Source organism: Roseateles sp. GW821-FHT02E12 (assembly GCF_059421665.1).
Genome location: NZ_JBWKVK010000001.1, coordinates 636,630 through 657,097 on the forward strand (window position 1 = coordinate 636,630; position 20,468 = coordinate 657,097).

Annotated in this window: 12 protein-coding genes; 9 read left to right on the forward strand and 3 right to left on the reverse strand. The window is 69.9% G+C overall.

Annotated elements, in window-relative coordinates:
- Positions 1 to 21: 21 nt before the first annotated feature.
- Positions 22 to 834, forward strand: a complete 813-nt coding sequence (locus AC07V5_RS03020) for an MHFG family PEP-CTERM protein (RefSeq protein WP_495114096.1) — start codon at positions 22 to 24, stop codon at positions 832 to 834.
- A gap of 130 nt (positions 835 to 964) precedes the next feature.
- Here AC07V5_RS03020 and uvrA read toward each other — a convergent pair whose 3' ends face one another.
- Complete coding sequence (gene uvrA / locus AC07V5_RS03025; protein WP_495114097.1) at positions 965 to 3,868, reverse strand: excinuclease ABC subunit UvrA; 2,904 nt, start codon at positions 3,866 to 3,868, stop codon at positions 965 to 967.
- Between the two features lie 73 nt (positions 3,869 to 3,941).
- Between uvrA and AC07V5_RS03030 the strand changes: the two genes are divergently transcribed.
- From AC07V5_RS03030 to AC07V5_RS03055, 6 genes are all read left to right on the forward strand, one after another.
- Complete coding sequence (locus AC07V5_RS03030) at positions 3,942 to 5,927, forward strand: alpha/beta hydrolase family protein (RefSeq protein WP_495114098.1); 1,986 nt, start codon at positions 3,942 to 3,944, stop codon at positions 5,925 to 5,927.
- Positions 5,927 to 7,951: an alpha/beta hydrolase family protein gene (locus AC07V5_RS03035; protein ID WP_495114099.1), complete on the forward strand. Its 2,025-nt coding sequence runs from the start codon at positions 5,927 to 5,929 to the stop codon at positions 7,949 to 7,951. Before AC07V5_RS03030 ends, AC07V5_RS03035 begins: the two co-directional genes overlap by 1 nt.
- 137 nt (positions 7,952 to 8,088) lie before the next feature.
- The gene (locus AC07V5_RS03040) at positions 8,089 to 8,313 is read left to right on the forward strand and encodes a hypothetical protein (RefSeq protein ID WP_495114100.1); all 225 of its coding nucleotides are present in this window, start codon (positions 8,089 to 8,091) and stop codon (positions 8,311 to 8,313) included.
- 196 nt (positions 8,314 to 8,509) lie between these two features.
- A complete protein-coding gene (locus AC07V5_RS03045; protein ID WP_495114101.1) occupies positions 8,510 to 9,715 on the forward strand; it encodes a hypothetical protein in 1,206 nt (401 codons plus the stop codon).
- An 88-nt stretch (positions 9,716 to 9,803) separates the two neighbouring features.
- Positions 9,804 to 12,770: an ATP-binding protein gene (locus tag AC07V5_RS03050; protein WP_495114102.1), complete on the forward strand. Its 2,967-nt coding sequence runs from the start codon at positions 9,804 to 9,806 to the stop codon at positions 12,768 to 12,770.
- Positions 12,771 to 12,895: 125 nt separating this feature from the next.
- A complete protein-coding gene (locus AC07V5_RS03055; RefSeq protein WP_495114103.1) occupies positions 12,896 to 13,621 on the forward strand; it encodes a 2OG-Fe(II) oxygenase family protein in 726 nt (241 codons plus the stop codon).
- Positions 13,622 to 13,806: 185 nt separating this feature from the next.
- Here AC07V5_RS03055 and AC07V5_RS03060 read toward each other — a convergent pair whose 3' ends face one another.
- A complete protein-coding gene (locus AC07V5_RS03060) occupies positions 13,807 to 17,346 on the reverse strand; it encodes a Dyp-type peroxidase (protein ID WP_495114104.1) in 3,540 nt (1,179 codons plus the stop codon).
- 203 nt (positions 17,347 to 17,549) lie between these two features.
- Here AC07V5_RS03060 and AC07V5_RS03065 point away from each other — a divergent pair, with 203 nt between their 5' ends.
- The gene (locus tag AC07V5_RS03065; RefSeq protein ID WP_495114105.1) at positions 17,550 to 17,825 is read left to right on the forward strand and encodes a hypothetical protein; all 276 of its coding nucleotides are present in this window, start codon (positions 17,550 to 17,552) and stop codon (positions 17,823 to 17,825) included.
- 144 nt (positions 17,826 to 17,969) lie between these two features.
- On the opposite strand, the gene recQ is transcribed toward AC07V5_RS03065, so the two are convergent.
- Positions 17,970 to 19,859: a DNA helicase RecQ gene (gene recQ, locus AC07V5_RS03070; protein ID WP_495114106.1), complete on the reverse strand. Its 1,890-nt coding sequence runs from the start codon at positions 19,857 to 19,859 to the stop codon at positions 17,970 to 17,972.
- 29 nt (positions 19,860 to 19,888) lie between these two features.
- On the opposite strand from recQ, the gene AC07V5_RS03075 reads away from it, so the two are divergent.
- On the forward strand, positions 19,889 to 20,374 hold the full coding sequence (locus AC07V5_RS03075) for a cupin domain-containing protein (RefSeq protein ID WP_495114107.1): 486 nt from the start codon (positions 19,889 to 19,891) through the stop codon (positions 20,372 to 20,374).
- Positions 20,375 to 20,468: the final 94 nt, after the last annotated feature.

Below are 20,468 nucleotides of genomic sequence, written 5' to 3' on the forward strand. Positions count from 1 at the left end.
CTTCTTTTTTCGGACCGCCAAATGTCCCTGATTGCCATCCTCGCCCTCGCCGTTTCCGCCGGCTCCACGCTGCCGCAATGCAGCTGGGACCGCCCGGGCGTCAACCCCTTCATGGGCGACGTGGTGGCCGCCGTCGATCGCTATCAGGACATCCCCGCCGCGACGCGCGAAAAGCTCAAGGCCCGCATGAAGGTGCGCAACTATGACGACATCGCCGTCATCGAGCGCGACGGCATCAAGGGCAAGGCGACCTACGCGCCCGAGATCCGCGACATGCACTTCGGCCCCGGCGCTGTCTGCACCACGGTGACGCGCACCAAGTGGACGGCGACCACGCAGGAGCGCGGCCTCGTCTACTGCGAGGACGGCCAGTGCATCCTGGTGCCCACAGTCTGCCGCAACGTCAGCCGCATCCGCCGCCTGGACAAGCCCAGCGCCGTCGCGCCGGCCCAGGCCGCCAACGTCGCCTCATCGACGCGCGAGGGCGAAGAAACACCGCTGGAGTTCGAAGCCCCGGCCGCCGGCCCGATGGCCGCCGCGGCACCGGACAGTTTTGCCCGCGCATCCGGCGTGCCCTCGCTGGGCGGCGCCCCGGCCGAAGGTGGCGGCTTCAGCCTGCCCGGCGGCAGCGCACCCACGACGGCAGCCGCCCCCGGCGGCAGCGTGGGCCTGGTCAACCTCGGCATGCCGGCGCTGCCGCCGGGCCGCGTGTCGACGGCCGACGCCGGCCTGCCCGGCGACAGCGTCCCGGCCGTGCCGGAACCCGGCACCTGGGCCATGATCGCCCTGGGCCTGCTCGTCGTCATCTTCCGCGCCCGCCAGCGCCGGGGCTAAGCCCCTCGTCCAAGGAGTACCTTGGCCGGTCCCCCGAGGGGACGGCGATGCATGCGGCATTGAGCCGCACGCACATCGCCCGGCCGGGCCGGCTTGGGAGCGGCCCGGCGCTCGGCCCGCGAATTACCAATCAGCGCCTGAGCAGTGGCGCCAGATAACGCCCCGTATGGCTGGCCTCGCAGGCCGCCACATCCTCCGGCGTGCCGGCCACCAGCAGCGTGCCGCCGCCGGCGCCGCCTTCCGGCCCCATGTCGATGAGCCAGTCGGCCGTCTTGATGACGTCCAGGTTGTGCTCGATGACGACGATGGTGTTGCCCGCGTCGCGCAACTGGTGCAGCACCTTCATCAAGAGGGCGATGTCGGCGAAGTGCAGGCCGGTGGTCGGCTCGTCCAGGATGTAGAGGGTGCGGCCGGTGTCGCGTTTGCTCAGCTCCAGCGCCAGCTTCACCCGCTGCGCCTCGCCGCCCGACAGCGTCGTCGCGCTCTGGCCCAGCTTCACATAGCCCAGGCCCACGTCCAGCAGCGTCTGCAGCTTGCGCGCGAGCGTGGGCACGGCGTTGAACAGCTCGAAGGCGTCCTCCACCGTCATGTTCAGCACCTGGGTGATGTTCTTGCCCTTGTAGAGCACTTCCAGCGTCTCACGGTTGTAGCGCCGGCCCTGGCAGACATCGCAGGGCACGTACACATCCGGCAGGAAGTGCATCTCCACCTTCAACACGCCATCGCCCTGGCAGGCCTCGCAACGGCCGCCGGCCACGTTGAAGCTGAAGCGCCCCGGGCCGTAGCCGCGTTCGCGCGCCGTGTTCATCTCGGCGAACAGCTCGCGGATGGGCGTGAACAGGCCCGTGTACGTCGCCGGGTTGGAGCGCGGCGTGCGGCCGATGGGCGATTGGTCGACGTTGATGACCTTGTCGAAGGCGTCCAGGCCCTCGATCTCGTCATAAGGCGCCGGGTCGGCATGGCTCTGGTAAAGCTTCTTGGCGACGGCCGTGTAGAGCGTGTCGTTGACCAGCGTGCTCTTGCCCGAGCCGGACACGCCGGTCACGCAGGTGAAGAGCCCCACCGGGATCTCGACCGTCACGCCCTTGAGGTTGTTGCCGCGCGCGTTGACGATGCGCAGCCTCGCCTCGCCCGTCGCCTTGTGACGCTCCTTGGGCACTTCGATGCGCGCCGCACCACTCAGATAACGGCCGGTCAACGAGTTCGGGTCGGCCGCCACCTGGTCGGGCGTGCCTTGGGACATGACGCGCCCGCCATGCACGCCGGCGCCAGGCCCCAGGTCCAGCACCCAGTCGGCCGCGCGGATGGCGTCCTCGTCGTGCTCCACCACCAGCACCGAGTTGCCGAGATCCCGCAGCCGCCGCAGCGTGGCGATGAGGCGGTCGTTGTCGCGCTGGTGCAGGCCGATGCTGGGCTCGTCCAGCACATACATCACGCCCGTGAGGCCCGAGCCGATCTGCGACGCGAGGCGAATGCGCTGCGCCTCGCCGCCCGACAGCGTGTCGGCACTGCGGTCCAGGCTCAGGTAGTTCAGGCCCACGTCGTTCAGGAAGCGCAGCCGTGACGCGATCTCGCGGATGACCTTGTCGCCGATCTCGGCCTTGTTGCCCTTGAGCTTGAGGCCCTCGAAGTAGTCCAGGCATTCGCGCAGCGTCGAATGCTCGACCTCGAAGATGGGCCGGCCGCGCACACCCGCCGGCGCGTCGGCCGGCTGCAGCACGACGTTGCGCGCCTCGCGCCGCAGCCGCGAACCTTCGCAAGCGACGCAAGGCTTGGCGGCCATGTAGCGGGCCAGGTCCTCGCGCACCGCCGCCGAGTCGGTCTCCTTGAAGCGCCGCTGCAGATTGGGCAGGATGCCCTCGAAGGGATGCTGGCGCTTCACCGAGCGCTTCTTGCCCGACGCCGTCTCGGCCTGGTAGACGAAGCTGATGTCCTCGGTGCCCGAGCCGTGCAGCAGCACGCCCTGGGCGGTGGCGGGCAGGCCCTCCCACGGCGCCTCGACATCGAACTTGTAGTGGGCCGCGACTGACTCCAGCAGCGAGAAGGTGTAGGGGTTGCGCCGGTCCCAACCCTTGACCGCGCCGCTGGCCAAGGAGAGCGTCGGGAAGGCGACGACACGGTCCGCATCGAACACCGTGACCTGGCCCAGGCCCTCGCAGCTCGGGCAGGCGCCCACCGGCGAGTTGAACGAGAACAGGCGCGGCTCCAGCTCGGGCAGCGAGTAGGAGCAGACCGGGCAGGCGAACTTGCTGGAGAACAGCGTCGTCTGCTCGGTGTCCATGTTCATCACCAGGGCCCGCCCGTCGGCCAGCCGCAGCGCCGCCTCGAAGCTCTCGGCCAGGCGCTGGCGCAGGCTGTCCGCCGCGTCATGGCGCAGCTTGATGCGGTCGATGACGACGTCGATGTCGTGCTTCTCGGCCTTCTTCAGTGCCGGGATGTCCGGCGCCTCCACCGTCGCGCCATCGACGCGAAAACGCACATAGCCCTGGGCCTGCAGGTCGGCAAACAGGTCCAGGAACTCGCCCTTGCGGTCGCGCACGACGGGCGCCAGCAGCATCAATTTGGACTCGTCGGGCATGGCCAGCACGGCGTCCACCATCTGGCTGACGGACTGCGCCTCCAGCGGCAGATCGTGGTCGGGGCAGAAGGGCGTGCCGGCGCGGGCGTAGAGCAGCCGCAGGTAATCGTGGATCTCGGTGACGGTGCCGACCGTCGAGCGCGGGTTGTGCGAGGTTGCCTTCTGTTCGATGGAGATCGCGGGCGACAGGCCCTCGATGATGTCCACATCGGGTTTGTCCATCAGCTGCAGGAACTGCCGCGCGTAGCTGGACAGGCTCTCCACATAACGCCGCTGACCCTCGGCATACAGCGTGTCGAAGGCAAGCGACGATTTACCCGAACCGGACAGCCCCGTGATGACCACCAGCGCATGCCGCGGCAGGTCGACGTCGATGTTTTTCAGGTTGTGCGTACGCGCACCGCGCACGCGGATGAATCTGGACTCGGGGGGCGCGGGCAAATCCGGGAGGGCCATGGCAGTTTTCACAAGCGAACCGGACATGATAGGCCGCCACAATTCCGCGCTCCAAACCGACAGCTCCGCCCTCATGAAGAACTGCCTGGCCGCTGCCCTTCTTGCCCTGTCCACCGTCATGGCCCCGAACGCTGGCGCGGCCGAGCCGCCGTCCGCCACCGCCTTCTTCAAGCGCGCCGCGGTGCGTACGCCCAAGCTCAGCCCCAGCGGCCGCTTTCTCGCCATCCAGGCCGCAGGCAAGGGCGACCGCATGTGGCTGGCCGTCATCGACCTGCAGACGATGGCCGAGCCTAAGTTCATCGCTGGGTTCAACGACGCCGATATCGCCCAGCACCATTGGGTGAGCGATGACCGGCTCGTCTACCAGGCGTCCAACAGCCCCGACGGCTCCAGCCGCGTCGAAGCGGAAGGACTGTGGGCGGTAGACCGCGATGGCACCCAAAAACGTCAGCTCATCAATGCGCAATTCAGCTCTGGCTACACAAGCAGCATCGCCATGGTCGACCGGCGGCTTGAGTTGATCTGGACGCTGCACAGCGTCCCGAGTGAAGCCGGAAACGACGTCATCGTGCTGCGACGCCGTTGGTCGCACGAACCCGGCTCCAGCGGAGTGCAACTGGCCCGGCTGGATACGCGAACCGGCCTCACGCGCACGCTCAGCGAAGGCATCCCCGACCACACCTCGCACTGGCTGCTCGACTGGCGGGGCCAGCCGCGCGTCATCGACACGCAGAACCAGGGTCGCAGCCGGCTGTTCCGCCGCGACGAGGCGGGCCGCTGGCAATTCTGGTACGAGGACGACCCCCATGCGCGCAAGCACCCCTGGCCGATCTGGGCCGGACCGGACGGCCTGATGCTGGGCGAGCGCGGCCACGGCGGCTACGACGCTGTCTTCCGCATCGACCCCAAGACCGGCCAGGCGGACGGCGAACCGCTGATCTCCACGCCGGGCTACGACTTCACCGGGGACCTCATCACCGAGCCCGGCACGGGCCGGCTGCTGGGTGTGCGCTTCGAGACCGACGCGCCCGGCACCGTGTGGCTGGACAAGACGATGAAGGCCACCCAGGCCGACATCGACGCCCGCCTGCCCGGCAGCGTCAACCTGATCGAATGCCTGCGCTGCGTGGACGCGAGCCACCTCATCGTCACCTCGCTGTCCGACGTGCGCCCGCCGCTGTACTACCTCTACAAGCCAGCCGACAAAGACCTGCAGCCGCTGGCCGGCACCCGCACCGACCTGCCCGCCGCCGCCATGGGCCAGCGCGACTATCACCGCATCAAGGCCCGCGACGGGCTGGTGCTGCCGGTGCTCGTCACCCAGCCCGCCGGCGGCATCAAGGCCGCCACGCCCACCATCGTGCTCGTGCACGGCGGGCCCTATGTGCGCGGCACGCACTGGCGCTGGGAGCCCGACGCCCAGTTCCTGGCCAGCCGCGGCTACCTCGTGCTGGAGCCCGAATTCCGCGGCAGCACCGGCTATGGCTTCAAGCATTTCCAGGCCGGCTGGAAGCAGTGGGGCCTGGCCATGCAGGACGACATCGCCGACACGCTGGCCTGGGCCGTCAAGCAGGGCTGGGCCGACCCAAAGCGCGCCTGCATCATGGGCGCCAGCTACGGCGGCTACGCGGCCATGATGGCCGCCGTCACGCAGCAGGACCTGTTCAAGTGCGCCGTCAACTGGGTCGGCGTGACCGACATCGGACTGCTCAGCAACCTCCACTGGAGCGACATGTCCGACGAGTGGAAGGACTACGGCATGAAGCGCCTCGTGGCCGACTCCGAGACCGACGCCAAGCAGATGAAGAAGACCTCACCGCTGGCGCGCGCCAGCGAGATCCGCATGCCGCTGCTGATGGCCTATGGCGGCGAGGACCGGCGCGTGCCGCTCAAGCACGGCACCGATATGAAGTCCGCGCTGCGGGCCGACCAGCCGCTGGAATGGGTCGTCTACCCCGAGGAAGGCCATGGCTGGTTCAACCTCAAGACCAATGAAGACTTCTGGGGACGCGTCGAGCGCTTCCTGGCCCGCAACATCGGCACCACCCCGAAACCCTGATGAAAGCACTGATCCTCGCCCTGCTGGCTGTCACCTCCCTCGCTTCGGCCGCCCCTGCGGCACCACCCAGCATCGAGGACTTCCAGCGCCCGCCGGCCTTCTCGGGCCCGGTGCTGTCGCCGGACGGCCGCCATGTCGCCGCCATCATCAACCCCGACGGCAAGACCACCAGCCTGGCCATCATCGCCACCGACAAGCCGAACGAGGCCACGCCCATCAAGGCCTTCGGCCGGGCCGACATCCGCGAGATCTTCTGGATCGACAACGAGCGCCTGGCCTTCACGGTGAGGGCGCGCGTGGACGGCGAGGGCTGGCGCGTCACGCCGGGCCTGTGGACGCTCAACCGTGATGGCAGCGGCTTCAAGCAGTGGGTCGATGCCGGACCTCAGGACGTCCTCTGGAAGTTGGTCGACACGCCGCAAGGCGGCCGCACCGTCCAGAAAAGCAGGGAAGGCTTTGGCAGCGTTGACAGCACCCCGCAGAACAAGCGCGTGCTGCAGGGCAACTGGAGCCTGTTCCAGCCCCCGGCGCTGGACCGCCCGGGCCGCCTCGTCATGCGGCTCAACATCGGTGACCTGCAGCGCTACGTCGCCCACATCGACCTGGCCACCCTGGACATCGCCACCGGCCAGCGCCAGCCGCTGACCGAAGGCGCCCCCAAGGGCATCACCCACTGGGTGCTGGACGCCGCCGGCAACCCGACCTTCGCCGCCGGCAGCAACGGCCGCGGCGGCACCCGTATCCAGTGGCGCGACGGCGATGCGGGCTGGAAGCTCTGGCACGAGTCCGGGCAGGGCGAGCCTGAGCGCTGGCCGCTGGCCATCGATCGCGCCGGGCGGCTGTACCTGCTGGTCAGCGAGCAGGGCCGCAAGGCCCTGCACCGGGCGGACAGCGTCTCGCCCGACGCCCCGACCACGCGCGTCGTCGCCTCCGGCACGCACGACATCAACCCCCGCCTGCTGCGTGATGCCGACGACGACCAGCTGCTGGGCGTGCATTTCGAAACCGATGTGCCGCAGACCGCCTGGTTCTCGCCCGTCCTGGCCGAGGCCCAGGCCGAGATCGACCGCCGCCTGCCCGGCGCGGCGAACATGATCCAGTGCCGGCGCTGCCTGGCCGTGCCCAGGCTGCTCGTCACCTCGATGAGCGACCGGCGCCCGACGCGCTATTTCCTGTTCGACCGCGAAAGCCGCGAGCTGACGCCGCTGGCAGGCTCCATGCCGTGGATGCCCGAGGGCCAGCCGCGCCAGACCGCCAGCACCGCGGCCCGCGACGGCCTGCGCCTGCCCATGGTGGTCACCCACCCCGGCACGCCCGGGCCGGCCCCCACGGTGCTGCTCGTGCACGGCGGCCCCTGGGTGCGCGGCAACCACTGGGCCTGGCAATCCGAGCCGCAGTTCTATGCCTCGCGCGGCTACCTCGTGCTGGAGGTGGACTTCCGCGGCAGCACGGGCTACGGCCACCGCCACCTGCATGCAGGCGATAAGCAATGGGGCCTGAAGATGCAGGACGACCTCGACGACGCCCTCGCCTGGGCCGTCAAGCAGGGCCTGGCCGACCCCAAGCGCGTCTGCATCGTCGGCGCCAGCTACGGCGGCTACGCGGCGCTGATGGGCCTGGCCCGGGGTGGCGTGAGCTGCGCGGTCGCGGCGCTGGCGCCCACCGACCTCGCCAAGCTCACGTCGCGCCATTGGTCCGACGTGTCCGCGGACGCCATGAACTTCAGCATTCCCAAACATGTAGGCGACCCCCAGGCCGACGCCGCCATGCTGGCAAGCACCTCGCCCATCCGCCTCGTCGACAAGTTGCAGGGCCCGCTGCTGCTGGTCTACGGCGAACGCGACGAACGCGTCCCTCTGATCCACGGCACCGCACTGCGCGACGCGCTGACCGCCGCTGGGCGCCCGCCCGAGTGGGTGTCCTACCCCGGCGAAGGCCATGGCTTCTATAAATGGGAGCACCAGCAAGACTACTGGCGCCGCATCGAGGCCTTCCTGGCCACGCATCTGGCGCCGAAGAACTGACCGTTTATCGCGGCCGCATGCAGCTCGCGGCCCGCGTCCGGCGATTCATCGCAGCGCCGTGGCGGCGCCTGGGTCCAGTGACGAAACTGCTTCCATCGACACAGCAATACCGCTGAACGAAACCCCAAGGAAGCATCATGAAAGCCACCGTCCTGATCCAAGCCGCCGCCGTCGCCGCCTTCGCGTTCACCGCCTTCGCCGCCAGCGCCGCCCCCCAAGAAGTGCAGAAGCTGCCCCGCGTCGTCATCACCGGCAAGGCCACGCAGGAAGTCGCCCAGCTGCCGCGCGTCGTCGTCACCGGTTACGCCGTCCGTGAAGTCGCTCAACTGCCCCGCGTGACCATCACCGCCCGCCGCGCCTGAGCCCCGCATGACGATGCGAATCACCGAAAACAGCCGAGCCGAGTCGCCGGCGCAGCGGGGCGCCAGCCACCGCTGTGTCGACGAGTCGGCTTGGCGTCAGCAACAGACCGTGCTCTGAAAGACAATCCGGGCTTCTGATTGGAGCCCGCTTGTGAAAGAAGAGCTGCGCAAACGCCGGTCCTGGCTGGATGGCTTCATGGCCTACCCCGCCCCGGCAGGCCTGAGCGAAACCCAGCTGCGCGACAACATCATCCTGCTCGACCAGGCGCTGTACGCGTTGTGGAACCTGGGTGACAACCTCATCTACGGCTGGACGCCCGAGCCCCGTGGCCTGCGCGTGCTGGTCGCGCCGCACCCCATGCTGACCGAGTTCGCCCTTGGCGACGGCACCTTGTCGTCCGAGGAGCTGACGCGGCGCGCACGCCTGCTGGACAAGCTGCTGTCCAACCAGGAACACCTCGACAAGCACGCCTTCGACGCCGTCAGCGCGGCGCTGGGCATCACGCCGCGCCTCATCACGCTGCCCTTCGCGCCCGAGCGCGGCCTGGGCCTGCCGCTGATCGCGGCCATCACCGCACGCTACGGCATCCGCCTCGTCGAAGACCGCGCCGTCATCCTGTTCGACGCCGTCGGCTTCTCGCTGCTGACAGCGCTGCAGCAGGTGGTGCAGCTCAACAGCCTGTCCTGCTCGGTGAACGCCGCCTACGCCAAGCTGCTGGACCGCGAGATCAACATCAACTTCGCGCGCACCACCACCGGCGACGGCTTCTACATCTGGAACCGCATGCGCGGCGTGGAGGCCAACATCGAGCTGTATCAGCTGATGCAGTTCATCCTGGCCGACAACGCGCTGGCCCAGGAGCGCGCCACGCGGCCCGAGTCCGTCCCGAAGCTGCGCGCCTGCTTCCACGTCGGCTCGCACTACGAGTTCTACCAATCCGAGGGCCTGAACCCGACCTCGTTCAGCTATTTGGTCGGCCAGGTCACCATCGAGCTCGCCCGCATGATCGAGCGCGCCGAACCGGGCCAGATCCTCGTCGGCAAGTTCAACACGCTGATGCACGACGCGACCACCGGCGAAGACGTGCGCATCGACAGCCTGGACTTCGTCGAGCGCACGCGCGCGCCGCTGCGCAGCCTGAACGGCCTCAAGCTCGCCGGCTCCGAGGTCGACGAGATCGCCTGCTACCTGACCGGCCGTCGCGACGCGACGGGCCTGTGGGGCATCAGCGAGTACCAGATGGCCGACAAGCACGGGCTGATCCACCGCGTCTACAACGCCAAGATCAACATCCACCGCCGCAACGGCGAGCCCATCTACCTCGGCCTGCGCGAGGAAGACCTGCCGCCGGAGGCGCCGCGCACCGTGGCCGACACCGACTTCGCGCCCATGCAGGGCTAGGCTAAACAGTTCTGACTAGAGCCGGCGCTCCAAATGGGCTTGTTCCGGCCTTCTCCCCAGAGCCGCAGCGGCTAGGATCACCGGCGTCGTGACCGAGTCCCCCGCCTCCACCGCCGCCAGTCCTCCTGCCGTCGGCCAGCGCCGGCTGCTGACCCTGCTCTTCGTCGATCTGAGCGGCTCCACGGCCATGGCCGAGTGGATGGAGGCCGAGCACTACGCGGCCATGCTGGGGGGCTTGCGCGAGCTGTACGACCGCATCGTGCCCCACCACGGCGGCGTCATCGCCCGCATCCAGGGCGACGGCATGCTGGCTGTCTTCGGCCACCCCGAGGTGCGCGAGGACGACGGCCGCCGCGCCACCGAGGCCGCGCTGGAACTGCACACCGCCGTGCGCGGCCTGCTGCCGCCGGGGCCCAAGCCGGCCGATTTCGCGGGCCTGACGCTGCACAGCGGCATCCATGCCGGTATCGTCCTCGTCAACGAGGGCGACCAGATGCGCGGCCGCTTCGAGCTGCTGGGCAACGCGCCCAACATCGCCGCCCGCCTGTCCGAGGCCGCCAAGCGCGACGAGATCATCGCCAGCGAAGAAAGCCTGGGCCTGCAGAGCCAGTTCTTCGAGACCGGCCCGCGCTTCTCGCTGCAGCTGCGCGGCCGCGCGACGCCGCTGGCCGCCTACCGCATCCATGGCCGCGCGGCGGTGGGGCGGCGCTTCGAGGCCAGCGTACGCCGGGGACTGGCGCCCTTCGTCGGCCGCGGCAGCGAGCTGACGGCGCTGTACACGGCCCTCGCCCGCACACTGGCCGGCCGGTCGCTGTGGCTGGGCCTGCGCGCCGGTGCCGGCGTGGGCAAGACCCGGCTCACCGAGGAATTCCTGCGCCACGCCGCCGATCAGCACTGCCAGATCCACCGCGGCTACTGCGAGAGCTACCTGAGCGCCGAGCCGCTGCAGCCCTTCGTGCAGATGCTGCGCGCGCTGGACGGCCTGAACGACGCGCCACCCGAGCTCTTCGCCGCCCAGCAGAGCGCCCCGGCCCAGCGCGCCGATGCGCTGCTGGCCCTGCTGCTGGCGCTGGCGCGGCGCACGCCCCAGCTCGTCTGCATCGACGACCTGCAATGGGCCGACGACGCCTCGCTGCGCCTGCTGCACCGCCTGCGCGCCGCCGCCCAGGCGCAAGGCCTGCCCCTGCTGCTGCTGACGGCCAGCCGGCCCCAGCCTGCATTGCCCGGCGCCAACGACGGTGATGCCGACATCATCGAGCTGCCACCGCTGACCGAGACCGAGGCCGCCCGCGCCGTGCAGCAACTGCTGCCGCAGACCGACCCCTTCATCGCCTCCGAGGTGCAGCGCCACGCCGGCGGCAACCCCCTCTTCATCGAGGAGCTCTGCCACGCCGCGGCCGACAGCGGGGGCGGCCTCGTTGCCGGCCAGAGCAGTTCGGCCTGGCTGGCCGCCCTCGTCGAGTCACGCGTGGGCCGGCTGCCACCCGAGCAGGCCCAGCTCGTGCGCATCGCCGCCGTCATCGGCAACGTCATCCCGACCTGGTTGCTCGAAACCCTGACCGGCTGCGGCGAGCAGCATCCGGCCGTGCAGGCGCTGGCCGCGCAGGACTTCATCTTTCCGGACCAGCGCCCCGGCCGCCTGCGTTTCAAGCACGGCATCACGCGCGACGTCGTCTACGAGGCCACCGGCCTGCACGAGCGCCAGGCCCTGCATCGCCACATCAGCGCCGCGCTGATCGCGCACGGTGGCGCCGAGGATCAGCTGCACGAGCAGCTGGCCTATCACGCCGCCGCCGCCAACGACTGGCCCGCCGCCGCCCACCACGCCGAGTCCGCCGGCGACCAGGCGCTGGCCGCCTCGGCGCTGGACCGTGCCAAGAAGCAGTTCCGCGCCGCACTGGCGGCACTCGAATTCCTGCCCGACGGAGACGACGAGGGGCGCGCCCGCCGGCGCCGCTGGATCGGCATCGCGCAGCGCCTGGGCATGGCCTGTGTCTTCGACGCCTCGCAGGACGACCTGCGCGTGCTCCGGCATGCCGCCAGCCTGGCCCAGGCCGATGGCGACCCCGGCCTCGTCGCCCGCACCGAGTACTGGCTGTCCTATGTCGGTTATGCGCTGGGCGAAACGCGCGACAGCCTGCGCCATGCGCGCGCGGCCGTCCAGACCGCCCAGGAATGCGGCGACCACGCGCTGCTGGCCCAGTTGCCCGGCACCGTCGGCCAGCTGCAGGCCGCCGCGGCCGACTACGCCAACGCCCTGCCCATGCTGGACCTGGCCATCGCCCGCCAGCGCGCCCGCGCCAGCAAGAGTGCGGCCAACCAGATCGGCCTGTCCTACTCGCTGTGCTGCCGCGCCTACGTGCTGGGCGACCAGGGTCACTTCGCCCAGGCCCATGAGGTCTTCGCCGAGGCGCTGGCCCCCTTCGACGGCAGCGGCCATGCGGTCGAGGCCAGCATCCAGGGCTGGCGCGCCGCCGTGCTGCTGTGGCAGGGCCGCTGGGCCGAGGCCCGCGAGGCCGCGGCGGTGGCCCACCGCGTCGGCGCCCAGGTGCGCAGCATGTTCACCTGCGCCATGGGCCATGCGGCCGGAGCCTACGGCGCCTGGATGCAGGACGCCGACGCGACCGCGCGCCAGCACATCCTCGACGCCACCGCCTGGCTCGCGCCGCGCGGCGGCGGCCTGTACAGCAGCTTCAACCACGGCTGGCTGGCCGACATCCTGGCCACCCAGGGCGATGCCGGCGCGGCCCGCCACCACGTCGCCCTGGCCCTCAGGCGCGGCCGCCAGCACGACTGGATCGGCGGCGCCATGGCCTACCGCGCGGCCGCCCGGCTGGCGGCCAGCGTGGGCGACGGCGACCGCGCCAAGCGCTACCTGGGCCTGGCCCGCGGCGCTGGCGAGCAGCGGGATTCGGCCCACGAAGCCGCCGTCACGGCGCTGCTGGAAGCCGAGCTGCGCCTGGACGACCGCTGGCAGGCCGCGCGCGACCGCGCCGCGCGGGAGTTCGAGCGGCTGGGGATGACCGGCTTCGTGGAGCGGGCGCTGCAGCTCTAGCGCCCGGGCCGCCTGGTTGCTTGGCCGCTTGCGCGGAAAGCGCTCGGCACGGAACGAAAACAGCGCAAGCGCGCGAACGCCGCCGCCCTACATTCCCCGGCTTTGCTCACCCACCCTGGCCGAGGATGGACACCGCAACCCACGCGCCGACCCGCCCGACGGACCTCGTCTACGACCGCGATTTCATCGTCATCTACCGCGGGCTGGACCCCGCCGTCTGCGACGCCATCGTGCAGAAGTTCGACGGCGACCCGGCCAAGCACCGTGGCCGCATCGGCGCTGCGGGCAACGCCCGCTACGCGCAGGACACCAAGGTTTCCTGGGACCTCGAAATCGGCCACGAAGGCGCCTGGGGCCACGTCTTCCGCGACATCCACGGGCCGATCCAGGCCTGCATCGCCGAGTACCTGTCGCGCAGCCCCATCCTGCAGTCCTTCCCGCTGCAGGCGACGGGCTACAAGATCCAGATGTACGCCCGCAACGAAGGCCATTTCCGCTGGCATGCCGATTCAGTCGGCGGCGGCAGCGGCGAACGCGTGGTGGCGATGGTGCTGTACCTGAACGATGTGGAGCGTGGCGGCGAGACCGAGTTCTTCCACCAGGGGCTGAAGATAGCGCCCAAGGCCGGGCAGCTCGTCCTGTTCCCGGCCGGATGGAATTACATGCATGCGGGCACAAACCGGAATCGGGCAACAAGTACGTCATCTCGACGTTCATACGGGTCAAGCATTGACGGGTGGCGCCGGCAGCCCGCGGATTGCTCCCCAGTATTCATCGTGCACGTCCGCGTCGACCTCCGGCTTCACATGCGTGGCGTAGAGAGCGTCCCGACCATTCTTGTGCGGCCCTGAGATCCAGTAGCGTTCACCGGTCTCGACGTCGAAGTAGTTCGACTTGAAACCGCTCCCCTTCAGGCTCTGGAATGACTTGCCGGCGTAGTACAGCGTCGCACCAGTCTTGGAGAACGAGACGAGCCCGATGCGGGCCGACCCCGCCAAGCCGCCGGCCTTGCACTCGATGTACATGATGCGGGTCTTCACACAGCCAACGCCACCACCGTCGGCGCCCCCGTGAAGCGCATCACCCCCGCATCCAGCACCGCCGCGATGACGCCCAGCATGACGCCCATGCCCATGCCGTAGCCCGGGCAGGCGTGGGGCGGTGCGCCCAGCGGGTCGGCGCGGTCGCCGCCGAAGGCGACGTGGTGGCGCAGCGGGTCCTGCTGGGTGGCGGAGCCCAGGCCGACGATGAGGGTGTCGCCGATGGCTACGTCCACCTCGCCCAGGCGGTGGGCGGCCGATGCAAGCCGCCAGATCTGGAAGGGTGTGGGGCGCAGGTTGATCGTCGCGACCAGCGCCGGGCGCAGGCGGGCGACGGCCTCGGTGTAGCGCTGGGCGTCGGTCACGGCCTCGGGCACCTCGTGCCAGACGGGCTGCAGCTCCCACAGCTTGCGCGTCAGCACCCAGCCGCCCAGCACGGTCAGCAGGTTGCCGTGCGTCGTCGGCGGGAAGCCGAGCATGACGCCGGCCAGCGTGCGGGCGGGCAGGTCGGCGGGCGCACCGGGCAGGCCTTCAGCGACTTTGACGATCTTCTCGGTCAGCGCGGGCCACTGCGCGCGCGGGGTCTGCTGCAGCCAGGCGGTCGTGGCGTCCAGGAAGCTCTTGCCGGCCTTGGAGCCGGTGTCGCTGACGAACTTGCTGGGATACGGCCCGAAGACGTGGCGCGACACCTGGAACAGGGCGCGCGGGCAGCGCGGCGGCTCGGCGGCGGCAGGCGCCGCGGGCGGGTGCAGCTCCGTGCCCCAGACCAGCTTGCCATCCGGCATGCCGAACCAGTAGCGGCACAGCGCGGCCAGCACGCCTTCGCTGAGGCGCTCCAGGTCCAGCGGCGTGTCGGCCGGGATGCCGTCGGGCTTCTGGCCGGGCGGGAAGGCGGCAAGCAGTGCACGGGCCTCGGCCTTGAGCTGCTTCATGCCGCCGCTGGCGTATTCGTAGGCCTTGGCGAAGGACTCGGCTTCGCTGATCTGCTCCAGCACCTTGTTGATCTCGGGCGCCTGCTCCTTGTGGCCGTTGTCGTCGTCCATGCCGAGGAAGCCCTCGCCGATGGAGCTGCGCATGCGCTCGCCGTAGCCTTTGACGGAGTAGCGCTCGCCCTGGTTGCGCAGCACGTCGCAGACGCGCTCCGGCGCGCCAACGAGCACGCCGTATTTCGTGCTGACGACGCCGCCCGGTTGGGCGCGCACCCAGGCCCAGGCGGCGTCACGGGTGTTGGTGTCTTCGAGCCAGCTCCGCCAGGCGGGGAAGTCCTGCGGGTCGGGCGCGCGCAGCGGCACGGGCGTGGGGGCCGGCAGCGGCAGGGGCAGCTCGGCCAAGCCAGGCAGCGCCCGCAGCGCCGGGATGGAGGGCACGAAGAAGTAGGCACCCCACTGCAGCGTGACGAAGGGCTGGTTGCCCAGGTCGATCTCGTAGGGCTTGCCGGCGTGCTCGAAGGGGTAGAGGCGCTTTTCCTGGCTGGGATCGACCACGCCGAGGAGAGGGTCGCTCTGCGCCGAGTAGCCGCCGCTGGCATTCGCGCCGGCCATCCAGCGCTGCACCACCTCGAACTGCTCGGCCAGGTGGGCGTTGTAGGCCATGAAGACGAGGCCGCGGTCTTCCTTGTCGTTCGGGCTGAGGCGGTCGGGCGGCGGGCCGTAGCTCATGCCGCGGCGCAGGATGCGCGGCATGCGGTCCTTCAGCGCCGAGTCCTCCGCCTTGTCGCGCGGGTTGGCGCGGCGGATGTGCGCGTGGAAGGGGCATTGCGAGCCGCGGCCGTCCTGCTCGTAGTGGAAGTCGTTGCCGTCGGTGCTCTCGTCGGCCAGCGCCTTGCCGTCCAGCCGGCGGCCCATGAGCTTGGCCATCAGCAGGTCGGCCGGCAGGTTCATGCGCTTGGACTCGCGCTCCACGCGGTCGTGCAGCCGGCCGCCGTACTGGCGCAGCTTGCGCACGACGAGGAAGCTGCCGCAGTCCAGCAGCGCGTCGGCCTTCTCGGGCACCGGCCAGCCCTTGTCGCGCAGCGTGGCGAAGCCCTGCACGATCTCGCCCTCGGGCACCTGGTCGTTCCAATGCTTGTGCGCGACGGGGTCCAGGCTGGGCTGGCTGATGCCGTCCTTGAAGCCGAAGTTCTCCTTGTCGGCGAGGTTGCTGCGCATGGGCTCGATGGCCATGACGGACAGGCCGGTGCCGTCGGTCAGCAGCTTGGCGGCGGCGGCGATGCGGGTGCGGTCTTCGTCCGTCAGCGCCTCGCCGCCGGCCGGGTTCTCGAAGCGGATCTGCACCAGCAGATGGGCACCGGCGGGGTCGAAGCGGTCGCGGTTGTTGACGTGGGCGCTGAGCGCCCAGTGCGCCGGGTGGTTGTGGCGCACGTCGCCCAGCAGGCCGGCACGGGCGGCCATGCCCTCCTTGAAGGCCTGCGGGAAGCGCGCAAGGCGCGACTCGGGGATGCCCAGGGCCTTCAGGCCGGCGAGCGTCAGCGCCAGCTGGCGCCAGACGCCACCGGGCCCGGCCTTGCCACCCTCGGCCTCGACCTGCGCCGTGGACAGCCAGGCCAGGGCGCGTGCCGGCTGCTCGATGCGCAGCAGCAGCAGCGCGCCGCGGTTGGTGGGCAGCTTGCTCAGCATGCCGGCCTGCAGCTGGGCGCGGTCCAGCTTCAGCCGGGCGGGGGGCTCGTCGGCCACGGGCAGCTTGGTTTCGAACCAGCCCAGCATCTCGTGGTGGCGCAGGCGCAGGCGCTCGCCCGGCGTGACCTGCTCGGGCGGCTTGCCCGGCGCGGGCGTGGGGAACTGGGTGCCGGTGCCGAGCTGGGCCAGCTCGAAGAGCACATCCTGCGTGGCGCGCAGCAGGCAGGCGCCGTCGGGCGCGCCCGGGCGGAAGAAGCGCTGCAGCGTGAACAGGCCGGCCAGCGGCACCAGGCCGCGGGCGGCCATGGCAAAGCGCTCTTCCGGCTTGTCCAGCGGGGGCAGGGGCCTGACCTGGCCGGACGAGGGCGCGCGCTGGCGGTCGGCCTTGAGCTCGTCGGCATGGCCGCGCTGGGCGGCCTCCAGCAGGGCCAGGTACTCGGCGTCGGCCACCGTGCGGCCGGACTCGATGAAGAGGAAGTCCGCCGAGATCTCGTGCGCCCGCACCCAACGCGCGTAGGCCTCGAAGCTGCAGCGGCAGGACAGCTCATAGCCCTCGGTGTGGCAGAGCATCAGGTCCAGCGTGGAGCCGAGCTGGTCCCAGATGACCCGCATGTAGGGCTCCCAGCCGCCGTCGAAGTTGACGCTGAGCAGCAGCCGGTCGGGCGCGCCGTTCTTGCCCTCCACCACCGCCCAGCGAAAGGAGTGGACGATGCGCCAGCGGGCGACGATGTCGGTGTAGGGCGAGGCCGGCGAGCTGGACTCGCGCGAGCCCAGGCGCAGGCCGTTGAGTGTGCGCAGCACCTTGCGCAGCCGGTCCACGTAGGTGACGACTTCGAGCGCGTCGACGAAACCGGATTTGATGTCGGCCAGCAGCACCAGATCGGTGATGCCGCCGAGTTGGACGTCGTTGCCGCGTGCCATGACTTTTCTCCCCTGGGCCTAGCGGGGAAGTATCCCGGCACCGCCCGACGGCGGCGTCAGGGTCGGCCCTCAAGTTTGACGACGGATTCTGTTGATCCGCGCCAGCCGCATTTCATCCGCGAAAAGCAGCGACCTATCGCAAACCCTTAGATCGAGAGGCCTCTCCGAAACACACTGGCGGCACAGACAGAGAGGTAAACATCATGAACCGCATCAGCACCACCACCGCCCGCACCACCCGCCTGCAAGCCGTCAGCGCCGCCGCCCTCGTCGCGCTGATCGCCCTGACCGGCGCCGCCTGGATGACCATCACGGTCCCGGCCGCCGAATCCGAAGTCGTGCAACTGGAGCGCGTCGTCATCAGCGGCGTGCACACGCCGGAAGCCACGGTCGCCCAGCTGCCCCGCGTCGTCATCGAAGGCCGCCGCAATGCGGGCACCCAAGTGGCCAGCGCCTGCGTCGCCCCGGCCGTCTGCTGAATCAGCTTGCGGTGATGAGCGCGGCGGGCCGAGCGCCGGGCCGCTCCCAAGCCGGCCCGCACTGGCGATGTGCATGCGGCTCGATGCCGCATGCATAGCCGTCCCCCCGGGGGACCGTCCAAGGTACTCCTTGGACGAGGGGCTTCACCTACCGAGTACCCGAAGAATCTCGCGGCCATAGGCTTCGAGCTTCTTCGCCCCCACCCCGCTGATCTCTCCCAGCTCCACCAGGTCAGCCGGCAGCACGCGCGCCATCTCGGCCAGCGTCGTGTTCTGGAAGATCACATAGGCCGGCAGGCCATGCTCCTTGGCCACTTCGGAGCGCCAGGCCTTCAGGGCCTCGAAGCGCTCGTGGCCCTCGGCATCCAGGCCCAGCGCCGGGTCCGTCTTGGGCTTGGCACCGGCGCGCGAAGTCTTTGACTTGCCGCGCGGCTTCTTCTCCTCGGCCTCGCGCAGCCGCAACTCCACCTCACCCTTGAGCACCGCCCGGGCACTGTCCTGCAGGGCCAGCGTGTTGAACTCGCCCTCGGCGGCCACGTGGCCCAGCGAGATCAGCTGGCGCAGCACGGCCCGCCATTGCTGCTCGGACAGGTCGGTGCCGCAAGCCCAGGTGGACAGCTTGTCGTGGCCGTATTGCCGCGTCTTGTCCGTCTCCTTGCCGCGCAGCACGTCGATCAGGTGGCCGGCGCCGAAGCGCTCGCCACGTTGGTGGAAGCGGTAGATGCAGCTCAAGAGCTTGCGCGCCGCTTCGGTGCCGTCCCAGGTCTGCGGTGGGTTCAGGCAGTTGTCGCAGTTGCCACAGGGCGTGCTCTCTTCGCCGAAGTAGCCCAGCAGCCGCACACGCCGGCAGTCCGTCGCCTCGGCCAGCGCCAGCAGCGCATCCAGCTTGCCGCGCTGGCCTTGCTTGAAGACCTCGTCAGCCGGGCTGTCGTCGATCATGCGGCGCTGGTTGACGACGTCGGCCAGGCCGTAGGTCATCCAGGCCTCGGCCGGCGCGCCGTCGCGCCCGGCACGGCCGGTCTCCTGGTAGTAGCTCTCGATGTTCTTGGGCAGGTCCAGATGGGCGACGAAGCGCACGTCGGGCTTGTCGATGCCCATGCCGAAGGCGATGGTGGCCACCATGACGAGGCCCTCCTCGCGCAGGAAGCGGTCCTGGTGGCGGCGGCGCACGTCGGCGTCCAGGCCGGCGTGGTACGGCAGGGCCTTGATGCCCTCGCTCTCCAGCCACACCGCCGTCTCGTCCACCTTCTTGCGGCTCTGGCAGTAGACGATGCCGGCCTCGCCCTCGTGCTCGTCGCGCACGAAGCGCAGCAGCTGCTCGCGCGGCGAGGCGCTCTTCTCGGCAATGAGATAGCGGATATTGGGCCGGTCGAAGCTGCTGATGAAGACGCGGGCGTCCTGCAGCTGCAGCCGCTCGATGATGTCGGCGCGCGTCAGGTCATCGGCGGTAGCGGTCAGCGCGATGCGCGGCACATCGGGGAAGCGCTCGTGCAGCAGGCTGAGCTGCAGATACTCCGAGCGGAAGTCGTGCCCCCACTGGCTGACGCAATGCGCCTCGTCGATGGCGAACATCGACAGCAGGCCGCGCTCGTGCAGCGACGTGAGCTGAGCCAGGAAGCGCGGTGTCGTCAGCCGCTCCGGCGCGGCGTACAGCAGCGTGAGGCGCCCGCTCATCATTTCGCGCTCGATGCGGCTGGACTCTTCGCCCGTCTGGCTGGAGTTCAGGAAGGCCGCGTGCACGCCGGCCTCTTCCAGCGCACCGACCTGGTCGTGCATCAGCGCGATCAGCGGGCTGACGACGATGGCCACGCCCTGCTGGCGCGTGTGGCGCACGATGGCCGGCACCTGGTAGCACAGGCTCTTGCCGCCGCCGGTGGGCATCAGCACCAGCGCGTCGCCGCCGGCGGCCACTTCCTGAACGATGTCGGCCTGCTGGCCGCGGAAGGCCGTGTAGCCGAAGACTGCTGACAGGACCTGGTGAGCTGCGGATTGCAGGTCGTCGGTGGGGCTTGGAAGATGCAGGGGCGGATTCATTCGACCGCCATTGTCCCAGGAGCTTCCCCGTGACCACACCCGCCGAACTGCGTGAGCGATTGATCCGCAATTTCAACGACGCGCCGCGCGAGCGCTTCCTGCGCGCGCCGCGCTACGACAGCGAGACCGCCTCGATGACCAAAGGCACGGTCGCCCAGCAGATGGGCGCCAGCTTCGACATCGTCGCGCCCGGCCAGCAGAGCTGCCCCTACCACTACCACTACGCCGAGGAGGAGATGTTCATCGTCATCCAGGGCGAGGGCACGCTGCGCGTGGCTGGCGAGCTGGTGCCGATCAAGGCCGGCGACGTCATCACCATCCCGGCGGGGCCGGAGTACCCGCACCACATCATCAACACCTCTGGCGCGCCGCTGCACTACCTGTCCATCAGCACCCAGAAGGAGCCGGAGATCTGCGTCTACCCGGACTCGGGCAAGGTCGGCAGCTTCGCGCCCGGGCTGCGCCTGCTGCAGCGCCAGGATGCCGGGCTGGACTACTGGGACGGCGAGGCCTGACGGGCTTTCAGGACTCATGCCGGTCTGCCTGCATGCAGCCCGTCCTTCGTCCGGCGTCGGACAGACTGAGCCCGGACTCATTCAGTCCTGAGGA

What these genes read in the sequence shown, in the direction of transcription:
- AC07V5_RS03020 (WP_495114096.1), top strand. Translation starts at nt 22, where the DNA reads ATGTCCCTGATTGCCATCCTCGCCCTCGCCGTTTCCGCCGGCTCCACG.
- uvrA (WP_495114097.1), bottom strand. Translation starts at nt 3,868, where the DNA reads ATGGCCCTCCCGGATTTGCCCGCGCCCCCCGAGTCCAGATTCATCCGC.
- AC07V5_RS03030 (WP_495114098.1), top strand. Translation starts at nt 3,942, where the DNA reads ATGAAGAACTGCCTGGCCGCTGCCCTTCTTGCCCTGTCCACCGTCATG.
- AC07V5_RS03035 (WP_495114099.1), top strand. Translation starts at nt 5,927, where the DNA reads ATGAAAGCACTGATCCTCGCCCTGCTGGCTGTCACCTCCCTCGCTTCG.
- AC07V5_RS03040 (WP_495114100.1), top strand. Translation starts at nt 8,089, where the DNA reads ATGAAAGCCACCGTCCTGATCCAAGCCGCCGCCGTCGCCGCCTTCGCG.
- AC07V5_RS03045 (WP_495114101.1), top strand. Translation starts at nt 8,510, where the DNA reads ATGGCCTACCCCGCCCCGGCAGGCCTGAGCGAAACCCAGCTGCGCGAC.
- AC07V5_RS03055 (WP_495114103.1), top strand. Translation starts at nt 12,896, where the DNA reads ATGGACACCGCAACCCACGCGCCGACCCGCCCGACGGACCTCGTCTAC.
- AC07V5_RS03060 (WP_495114104.1), bottom strand. Translation starts at nt 17,346, where the DNA reads ATGGCACGCGGCAACGACGTCCAACTCGGCGGCATCACCGATCTGGTG.
- AC07V5_RS03065 (WP_495114105.1), top strand. Translation starts at nt 17,550, where the DNA reads ATGAACCGCATCAGCACCACCACCGCCCGCACCACCCGCCTGCAAGCC.
- recQ (WP_495114106.1), bottom strand. Translation starts at nt 19,859, where the DNA reads ATGAATCCGCCCCTGCATCTTCCAAGCCCCACCGACGACCTGCAATCC.